This is a genomic window from Leptolyngbya sp. FACHB-671, from assembly GCF_014695745.1.
Classification (GTDB): Bacteria; Cyanobacteriota; Cyanobacteriia; order Elainellales; family Elainellaceae; genus JAAUTN01.
In genome coordinates, this window is sequence record NZ_JACJOV010000032.1 from 1 (window position 1) to 9,043 (window position 9,043).

The 9,043-nt window shown below is 47.4% G+C and carries 11 protein-coding genes and 2 pseudogenes; 5 read left to right on the forward strand and 8 right to left on the reverse strand.

The features are described from left to right. Nucleotides 1-106 (forward strand): annotated as a pseudogene (locus H6F93_RS01130) (IS630 family transposase); the annotation flags it as partial. Between the two features lie 229 nt (nucleotides 107-335). On the opposite strand, the pseudogene H6F93_RS34960 reads toward H6F93_RS01130, so the two are convergent. From H6F93_RS34960 to H6F93_RS01145, 3 genes and pseudogenes are all read right to left on the reverse strand, one after another. After that, a pseudogene (locus tag H6F93_RS34960) lies at nucleotides 336-476 on the reverse strand (CDGSH iron-sulfur domain-containing protein); the annotation flags it as partial. A gap of 111 nt (nucleotides 477-587) precedes the next feature. Next, a complete protein-coding gene (locus H6F93_RS01140; RefSeq protein WP_190678458.1) occupies nucleotides 588-1,334 on the reverse strand; it encodes a pirin family protein in 747 nt (248 codons plus the stop codon). Between the two features lie 166 nt (nucleotides 1,335-1,500). Beyond that, nucleotides 1,501-1,719 carry a CDGSH iron-sulfur domain-containing protein gene (locus tag H6F93_RS01145; RefSeq protein ID WP_190678460.1) on the reverse strand — a complete coding sequence of 73 codons (219 nt, stop codon included), beginning with the start codon at nucleotides 1,717-1,719 and terminating at the stop codon, nucleotides 1,501-1,503. 115 nt (nucleotides 1,720-1,834) lie between these two features. Here H6F93_RS01145 and H6F93_RS01150 point away from each other — a divergent pair, with 115 nt between their 5' ends. Next, entirely contained in the window at nucleotides 1,835-2,173 is a 339-nt protein-coding gene (locus tag H6F93_RS01150; RefSeq protein WP_190678464.1) for a winged helix-turn-helix transcriptional regulator, read from the forward strand. 416 nt (nucleotides 2,174-2,589) lie between these two features. Here H6F93_RS01150 and H6F93_RS01155 read toward each other — a convergent pair whose 3' ends face one another. After that, the gene (locus H6F93_RS01155; RefSeq protein ID WP_190678466.1) at nucleotides 2,590-3,141 is read right to left on the reverse strand and encodes a TetR/AcrR family transcriptional regulator; all 552 of its coding nucleotides are present in this window, start codon (nucleotides 3,139-3,141) and stop codon (nucleotides 2,590-2,592) included. 179 nt (nucleotides 3,142-3,320) lie between these two features. Here H6F93_RS01155 and H6F93_RS01160 point away from each other — a divergent pair, with 179 nt between their 5' ends. From H6F93_RS01160 to H6F93_RS01170, 3 genes are all read left to right on the forward strand, one after another. Beyond that, a complete protein-coding gene (locus tag H6F93_RS01160; RefSeq protein ID WP_190678468.1) occupies nucleotides 3,321-3,530 on the forward strand; it encodes a type 1 glutamine amidotransferase family protein in 210 nt (69 codons plus the stop codon). A gap of 180 nt (nucleotides 3,531-3,710) precedes the next feature. Next, on the forward strand, nucleotides 3,711-4,379 hold the full coding sequence (locus tag H6F93_RS01165) for a M24 family metallopeptidase (RefSeq protein WP_190678477.1): 669 nt from the start codon (nucleotides 3,711-3,713) through the stop codon (nucleotides 4,377-4,379). 30 nt (nucleotides 4,380-4,409) lie between these two features. Continuing rightward, entirely contained in the window at nucleotides 4,410-5,147 is a 738-nt protein-coding gene (locus H6F93_RS01170) for an alpha/beta fold hydrolase (protein WP_199313413.1), read from the forward strand. A 118-nt stretch (nucleotides 5,148-5,265) separates the two neighbouring features. On the opposite strand, the gene H6F93_RS01175 is transcribed toward H6F93_RS01170, so the two are convergent. The 4 genes from H6F93_RS01175 to H6F93_RS01190 form a co-directional block, all read right to left on the reverse strand. Then, the gene (locus H6F93_RS01175; protein ID WP_190678479.1) at nucleotides 5,266-5,976 is read right to left on the reverse strand and encodes an IS6 family transposase; all 711 of its coding nucleotides are present in this window, start codon (nucleotides 5,974-5,976) and stop codon (nucleotides 5,266-5,268) included. A 203-nt stretch (nucleotides 5,977-6,179) separates the two neighbouring features. Next, complete coding sequence (locus tag H6F93_RS01180; RefSeq protein ID WP_190678480.1) at nucleotides 6,180-7,010, reverse strand: ABC transporter permease; 831 nt, start codon at nucleotides 7,008-7,010, stop codon at nucleotides 6,180-6,182. Nucleotides 7,011-7,012: 2 nt separating this feature from the next. Next, nucleotides 7,013-7,939 (reverse strand): ABC transporter permease subunit, encoded by a 927-nt coding sequence (locus H6F93_RS01185; RefSeq protein ID WP_190678482.1) that lies wholly within the window; start codon nucleotides 7,937-7,939, stop codon nucleotides 7,013-7,015. A 14-nt stretch (nucleotides 7,940-7,953) separates the two neighbouring features. After that, nucleotides 7,954-9,043 (reverse strand): ABC transporter ATP-binding protein (locus H6F93_RS01190; RefSeq protein ID WP_190678484.1); only part of this gene is annotated, 1,090 nt, incomplete at its 5' end.

Here is a 9,043-nt window from a genome sequence, read left to right on the forward strand (position 1 = left end):
GTGGTTTGTGCTCAAGAACTGGATGCGACAACGATGGAGTGAGTTTGAGAGTTTTCACAATTGTATAGATGCAGCTTTCAAAACCTGTCCTAACGTGCTCCCGTAGAGCTATACAAGGAGCGACGCTATCAGAAACAATAGCAAACTAGATTCTGTCATGACTAACTCGGTTGTAACTACCCAAAAAATCAAGTTTTAACTAAGCACGGATACCCAAAGTGTAGGCTTAGTCTCTTCAATTCTAAAAGCTGGATAAAAAACTAAATCGATAAGCTGCACAAAACAGCCTAACGCTGCCCATCGTCTGCCACGAGTGACTTTCGTATCAGAACCGACTAATTCTCAATGGTCGGGTTCATGGGAATTGTTGGACTGCGTTTTGAGTGAGTGCCATCGCAAAATGGTCTCGTAGGAGAGCCTCGGCATCGGCAAAGCGCAATCGTCTCTTGTTCTGCATGAAATGGATTCCCTTGAGCGTCTAGTGAGTAAACAACGACCGTCTTAAAGGCGACGGTTGTTTACTTTTTCTTTCAACAAGCCCTTAATCCTGTCATTTTCTGCAACACAACCCGTCTGCACCGGAACGGTCAAGAGCTGAACCGTCCCGCCTGATAGTCGGCGAAAGCCTGCCGGATCTCCTGAGGCGTGTTCATCACAAACGGTCCCTGCCGGGCGATTGGTTCGCCAATCGCCCGTGCTGCCAGCAGCAGCAGCCGGGTCGACTCGCGAGCTGATACCTCCAGATGGTCTCCGTCTGAGAACAGCGTGATCGTCTCGGCGCGCGCCTCCTGTTCACTGAAACAGGCGCAGCCTTTGTAGACGTAGGCGAAGACCTGATGCCCACGAGGAAGCGGCACAGCGATCTTCGAGTCGGGCGCGAGCGTCAAGTCGAGAAAGACCGGATCGGTTGGACCCGCGTCAATCGGGCTCCTCAGGTCGAAGGCGGTGCCCGCCAACACTTTGACGTTAACGCCGTCGCGCTCTAAGCTCGGAACCTGCTCGGCGGGAATGTCCTGGTAGCGCGGCACGTCCATCTTGTTGCGCGCGGGCAGATTGATCCAGAGCTGGAAGGCACGGAGCGGACCGGACGCCTGGTCGGGCATTTCCGCGTGGATCAATCCGCGCGCCGCTGTCATCCACTGCACCGCGCCCGGACCGAGCCGACCCCCGTTGCCGTGGCTGTCTGCGTGTTTGAGCCGACCTTCCACCACATAGGTGACCGTCTCGAAACCGCGGTGTGGGTGCTCGGGGAATCCGCCAATATAGTCCTCCGGCCCCGCGCCGCCGAACTCTGCAAACAGGAGAAATGGATCCAGGTCAGGCAGCTCATCCATCCCTATAGTGACAATGTTTCTGACGCTGCTTCCCGCGCGAACGACTTGACCACGCCTAGACGCAATCGGCTGACGGCCCTTAGTTAATTGCGGAGATAGCTCGACCGGTGGGATGGGGTGGGGTGTACTCGTCATACGGTAAATGTTAGTCATAACCTAAAGTTGACTATGCTTGTTGCTGAACTGCCCGTTCTGCTGCCTGAAAGCCCAGCTTTGAGTGAGCGCCATCGCAAAACGGCTTCGTGGTAGAGCCTCCGCACCGGCAAAGCGCGATTGTCTCTCGTTCTGCATGAAATTGATTTCCCTGAGCATCTGTGAGTAAAACAGAACCAGTCACTAAGAAGGGACCGTTATCCAGCGTCGTGATTTTTGTTGCTTCAGTCATCGTATTCTCTTCTAGTAGAGGAGTTATAAAGGCTTGCATTACTTACTATAAGTAACTAATATAAAAAGTAAAGTAGGTACTTGAAAGTAACTGAAAAACTGCTGAGAAACTATTCATGTCACTTTCTGAAGAAGATATGGAATGCCCCTCGGCACAGCTTCTAAATTTGATAGCTGGTTCCTGGACACTAAATATTCTTTGGCTATTAAGTAATAATGGTTCAACTCGCTTTGGAGAGCTAAAACGTAAAATCGCTGGCATTTCAGCGAAAGTTCTAACAGAACGATTGCGGATGCTGGAGGAGGAAGACATCATTTATCGGGATTACAAGCCTACAATTCCACCTCAAGTCACTTATGGTTTAGCAGCGCGCGGCGAAGACCTTGCTCAAGTGTTAGCGTTGATAGACAAGATTGCCCAGAAGTGGCAGAAAGTCGCAAGTTTGAAACCTTAATTACTGAAGGTGACTCTAATATTGAGATCGCGCCTTGTTGGGGTGATTGAAAGGTTGTTTTTATGAAGTGCAATTAGACTGAAACTATTGCAGGGTAGGGGTTTGAGAGTAGGAAATCTGTACTAAAACTTTGGTCGTATCCCCACAATTACATTTACTGGTTAACGAATTTACGCCATTTCGGGCTTTGGTTAAGTGCTAATTGCATCTCATGACAGCAACTCTTCAATCACCCCTGCATCTAAAGGTTTGCTCCTACTGCTTGTCTCAGTTACAGAGCTTTTAGGAGAAGTTTCCAACCTTTGCAAAGGATGAATTTAAGATATCAGATGAGTTTGACAAATAATTTTTCGTTCTTATTACTTATTTTTTCGCTTTAGACATGTTGTTTAGAGCAAGTAGTAAGGCAATCGCAGCTACTGACTTTTCAATAATTCAGCGGCAAGCGTCTTCATCAGACGTTGAAAAGGGGTTGTGTCATCTAGTCCTCGCGCTAACACTAAAGCACCTTGAATCCGCAAAACAGCATCTTCAGCGCGATGTCTGGCTGAGTGAGCCTCTAATCCAGCCTCCTTAAGTACGGCTGCGATCGCCTCAATCCATTGTGACAAGGCTGATTTAATTTGATTGTGAAAGAGGTCATTGCTCGAGCGTTCTAGGGCTAAAACAGCCCATAGACAAGAGTTTTGTCCCTCGTTGAAAAACTTGCTCACTTGGTCACACATCATCTGTAATTTGTCGCTCGGCGCTGCATTGCTGCTGAGGGGCTGCAAAATACAAGTTTCTAACCAGGTATTCACTCGTTCCAATGCGGCTTCGGCCATTTCCTCCTTGCCACCTGGGAAATAGTGGTAGAGATTGGTTTTGCCCAAACCCGTCACCTTTGCCAGACAGGACAAGCTCGCTCCATCGTAGCCATATAGCCGAAATGCATCAATTAACTGACCGACAAGTTTTTCTCTAGACATTGCCTGAAATGGTAATTTCTATTGCTTGACATTTTAACGAACGTTCAGTACGGTTAGCTTTAACGAACGTTCAGTACATCTGCTAAGGAGCAGTTTATGACCCAGAGAATTGCAGGCTTTCGCTTGGGTATCACGTCTTTAAGGATGCGGAAGTAATTGATTGTGCGGCTCCCTATGGCGTGTTTTCTGTAGCACAGCGCTTTAACCCGAAGTTGGATATCTTTCTCATTAGTGAAGCCTTGCGCCCGACTCAAACGCAGGCAGGATTCACCGTGTTACCAAACTATGGATTCAGCGATCACCCGTCGATGGGTGCGTTTCTGATTCCCGGCGAGTTTGATACTCGGCAGGAGCTACACAACGGCAACCTGCATCATTTTATCCACTAGACGAGTCCTTTATCTCCGAAGTTGCCCGCACGATGGAATACCACTAGGCTTACAATCTCTACCGCAACGACGCGGTAATCGGGTCAAAGTCACGATGGATGGTAAGTTCTTGCCTTATCGCAAATGGTGAGTCTAAGTGACTGGGTTTGATGCGCTCCACATTCAATGGAAGTAGAAGTTATGGCTATAGATGAAACTTTGAACATTGAGGCTCACAAAGATAACTTCTCACTGGAGGATTTTCTTGCAGCCCGTGCAAAGACATGGGAAGCAATCAACAGAATATCAGAACGGATTTATGTCGGAATGCTAGAAGAGGAGGCAAATGAAATCGTCAAAACTACACTTCAGGAAATGGGAACTCGGCAAGGTTGGCATAAGCCGTATGTCCATTTTGGGCTGAACACCACCAAAACGTTGTTTGAAACGCCAGAACCCGGAGTTAAACTCGGTGAGAATGACATCTACTTTATTGACATTGCACCAGTCTGGAATGGTTATGAAGGAGATGCAGGACATACGTTTGTGACAGGTTCTAATTCTGAGCTAAAGCGTTGCGCCCTCGATACTAAACGAATTTTTGGTTTAGTAGCGGACAAATGGAGAACCGAATCGACTAGTGGTCAGGCGCTTTACGAGTTTGCAGCACAAACTGCTCGTGAGCTAGGTTGGATATTGAATTTGAGAATGGACGGTCATCGTTTAGCGGATTTTCCGCATACGGCTTATCATGCCGGAAAACTATCTGCAGTTCCCTTTCATCCATCTCCTAACCTCTGGGTGTTGGAAATCCAAATTAGGCATCCTGATAAATCCTTTGGAGGCTTCTATGAAGATATTTTGATGTGACTAGATAGCTCTCATGCAGTCAGCAAAACAGTGTTTGCCCTTCGTACTATCCATGCAATGAGCCAATTTTGTTTGATACATGGTTCGACTCAGAATTCGGACTGCTGGAATTTGCTGGTTCCTGAGCTTAAGAGTTTAGGACACCAAACAATAAAAGTAGATTTGCCAACTGGTAGAAATATCAGTGGAATGCAGTATGCACAGACGATCGTCCGAGAACTTGATGTGGTTGATGAAGATATCATTTTAGTTGGGCATTCGGTCAGTGGTATCTTTCTTCCGCTCGTTGCTAGTCTACGGCAAGTTCACCATCTTGTGTATCTTGCCTCCTTCATTCCCAAGCCAGGAACGAGCATTGTTGAACAAATGTTTGATGAAAGCTTCGATATGTTTGAGTCATCGTGGGCAGAGGCTTGGGTAACAGCTACTCAAATGGGAAAAAACCTCGTTGAAGATGATGAACTGGCATTAAACTTTTTGTTTCACGATTGCACTCCAGAGGTAGCGAAGTGGGCGTTGAGCATTCGAAGGCTGCTACATCCGGAAGCAGCACTGAGTGAAGTGTTTCCCCTGCAGAATTATCCGAGCAAGGGATCTCATTCGTATGTTATTTGTACAGAAGATCGAACAATTAACTCTAAATGGGCTAGGAGAGCAGCACAAGAATTTCTTGGGGTTGAAGCTATTGAAATTCCAGGGGGACACTGTCCTTATCTGTCTCGTCCCAGCTATTTAGCTTCTATTTTGAACAGGCTGGCAAATTGCTGAAGTGTGTTGATTCTGTGGTATCGGACAATTTATCGTGGCAAGAATTGTAGAGCGAAGATCTTGGGGTTGTGTCGCAAAAACTTTTGATTAACAAACGATCGATGTCGTTCGCGTTGCTCTAAGCACTCACTTCAAAGATTGCTTCGATAAACTTGGCTTGAGACACACTGTCCCCCAGCCCAATTCCTTTCACTTGTCCTTTTTTGATCATATTCATCGCTTCAATTCCGCTCAAGGTTCTTCTCGCAGTGTTGAATGACTTGAACCCCATCATAGGTTTCACAATCCGCTTGGTGTTTCGATGGTCCTGCTCAATCACATTATTTAAGTATTTGCTCTGTCGTAATTCGGTTTCTGCTGCTAGAGTTTTATCCGCTTTCAGAGTGTCTATTGCCACCGGATAAGCAGCATTCTTGTCCACTGTAATGACTCGCGGGGTTTGGGTGTGCTGACCCTTGAGTACTTTGCCAAAGAAGCGTGCTGCTGCCTTACCATCACGTTTCGCACTCAACATGAAGTCCAAGGTATTACCTGCTGAATCGACAGCGCGATACAGATATTTCCATACTCCCCTGACTTTGATATAGGTTTCGTCAGTTCGCCAAGAATCGTTCGTTGGCTGCAGATGCTGTCGAATCCGTTTGTCTAGCTCTGGCGCGTACTGCAAAACCCAGCGATTGATCGTCGAGTGGTCAACTTTTATGCCCCGTTCTTGCATCATCTCCTCCAAATTTCGGTAGCTGAGGGAATAGCGGCAGTACCACCGCACATTCAGCAGGATGATTTGGGGCAGAAACTGCCGCCATCTAAACAGAGAAGCAGTAGACATCGGAGGGCAAGGAGAAGAGTGTCGTCCTGCTTACCTTACCATTCGCTAGTTTTTGCGACACAACCACAGAACTTGCCCTCGCGAATCCAGAAGTATTTTGAGCATGCGTTTATCTCCTATGCAGCAAACAAGATACAGCATTAAGCATTGCCAGGTTAATAGCTGTCTAAAAACGCCCAATCTTGCAATCAGGTAATCCGAAGCTACATTTCCCGTGAAGACGATCGCCCGTCTAACAACAGAGGGAGCAACAAAAGCTCTACGCCAGTTAACAACACAACGGAAATGCCAAACACAATCGTTCCGATCGCATTTAACGATGGGCTGAGATTTGCACCGAGGAAGGTGTAAATCGAAACCGGAAGGGTGGGTTGAAAGCCAGAAACGAACCAGGCAATGATGAATTCGTCAAAGGAAAAGGTAAACGCCAGCAACCATGCGCCTGCAATTCCTGGAATTGCCCAGGGAAGGATAACCCGATAGAGTGCCTGCCATTCATTTGCGCCCAAATTCCAGGCGGCTTCTTCGATATCTTTGGGCATCTGAGCCAGACGCAGGCTGATGAGGGCGATCGCGGTCGGCATCAGGATCACAACATGGGTTAGCAGAATGCTAAAGACCTGTCCTTGCAAGTTGAGGCGAGACAACAGTCCCAGGAAGGCTACACCCAGAATTAATGGGGGTACTAAAATCGGAACGATGAACAGCGTCGATAACAGATTCTTTCCCGGAAAGTTAAATCGATTCAACGCGTAAGCCGCAAAAAAACCAATCACTGTTGCGATCGCTGCTGCCAGTGGTGACACAATCAAACTGCGCTGAAGGGATTGCAGCAGCCGACCGTCCGACAGCAATTCCTGATACCAGCGCATCGTCCACCCCGTCCAGGGAAAGGTCGGAAAGCGGGCATCTTCAAAGGAAAAAGCAATCAGCGTCACAATGGGCAGCATCAAGAAAAGAAAGCCCAAGAGAAGGTAGCCCCATCCGGCGATCGCCAACCCTAAATCAATTCCCTGTTTTCGCTGTGTGCTCATGGTTAGCTTTCCGATTCGGTGAGTTTTAGTCCAGACACTAAAATGATCATCATGATGCCAATTAGAATCGTTGCCAGAGCAGAAGTACGGGGCAGATTGGTTGAGGCAGCATACTCATTTAGAATGACTGTTGAAAACAGGGGAAATTTTCCTAAAACGGATTGTCCGGTTCCTCCACCCAAAATGATTCCCGATAGAACATCTCCTAAACTAATAATCAATCCAAATACGGCACTATAAACGATGCCAGGTTTACTAAGCGGTAAGATGACTCGCCAGAAGGTTTGCCATTGGGTCGCTCCTAAGTTGCGGGCTGCTCCTAATAAGCTGCGATCAGTGTTGCGTAGAACTAAATAGAGAATCAAGATAATAATTGGAGCAAGGTAGTGTAACAAGCCAATGCGTGTGCCCCATTGGGTAAACATAATTGTTACAGGCTGTTCAACCCATTTCAGTTGAATGAGCAAAGTATTGAGCAATCCATTATTGTTTAGAATGGTTTGCCATGCGTATAAACGCAAGATATAACTCGTCCAGAAGGGAGTAATTGCTAAAACGAGTAATAATCTTTGCAGTCGTTCGGGTACTAGAAACACGAGTGCCATTGCAAAGGGATAGCATAATAAAATTCCCAGAGCAGTTGTAGTGATGGCAACCCAAAGAGATTGGGCGATCGCGTAGGCATAGCGTGATTTCACAAAAAATTGGCTAAAAATATCACTGTAATTTGCCAGTGAAAACCCGGGAACTGCCCGATAGTTTTCAACGCTCCAAAAGCCAATCCAGACTAAAAAGACCAGGGGCAGTAAAAAGAAAATGCTGTCGTAAATAACGGCAGGGGCAAGGCAAATGTATTTCAATAGGCTGTTATCCTGCGGTAGCCAGCGAATACGCGATCGCTCCCCTGGAATGGAAATTTGTTTCGTCACAATGTTACTACCCCTTATTGAATCTGTTCGCCCAGTAGAATGGTGTCTTGTATTTTCCAGGACAGTTGCAGTTTAGAGTTGATGGGAATGGAAAGGCTTTGATCTAAGGCTTCCTGACGGATCATTCGCACTTCATAGCCCGTATCGGTTTCTAAAAAGTAAATCACTTGCGACCCCATAAACTCGAACCCTCGCAATGTTGCATTAATTGTGTTTTCGCCTGGAGTGCCTGCCGAAGCGAGAGAGAGTCGTTCTGCCGGAACAACGACCGTGACGCGATCGCCCACCTGATGGGGTTGTTCATGCCAGAGTGCCTGCATCCTCCCTTGAGGACAACTCACCGTGACGGTTTTCTCACTGACGCTGACCACTTCACCGTCAAACAAATTGTTGTTGCCCACAAACTCCGCCACAAAATGAGTTGCTGGACGGCTATAAATTTCTGTTGGAGTTCCTACCTGATCGATATTGCCTTGATTCATCACCACAACTCGATCTGCCATGGAAAAGGCTTCGTTTTGATTATGGGTGACGTAAATGAATGAAATATCTAACGTTTGCTGTAACCGCTTTAGTTCTCCCTGCATCCGCACCCGCAAGTGTGGATCAAGGGCGCTCATGGGTTCATCCAACAGCAGGATTTTGGGTTCGGTGATCAGGGCACGGGCGATCGCTACTCGTTGTTTCTGCCCGCCGCTGAGCTGACTAATGGGGCGATTGAGCATGGTTTCCAGGTGCATCATTTTGGCGACTTCTTGTACCTTGCGCTTCACGTCTGCTCTGTTGTGAGGGATGAGCGTTAGCCCGAAAGTGATATTTTGCTGCACGTTGAGATGGGGAAACAGCGCAAAGCTTTGCCACACCATCGGCGTATTGCGACGATGCACTGGAAGGTGAGTAATATCTTTTCCCTGTAAACGAATCTCTCCGGATGTCATGCCTTCCAGTCCCGCAATAATCCGCAGGAGGGTCGTTTTGCCGCACCCACTGGGTCCCATAATGGCAATGAATTCTCCTGCTTTAACGCTCAGGTTGATGTTGTTCAGCACCATCAGGGAACCAAACTGCTTCGATACGCCACGAATTTCCAGATCGTGGGCAGTC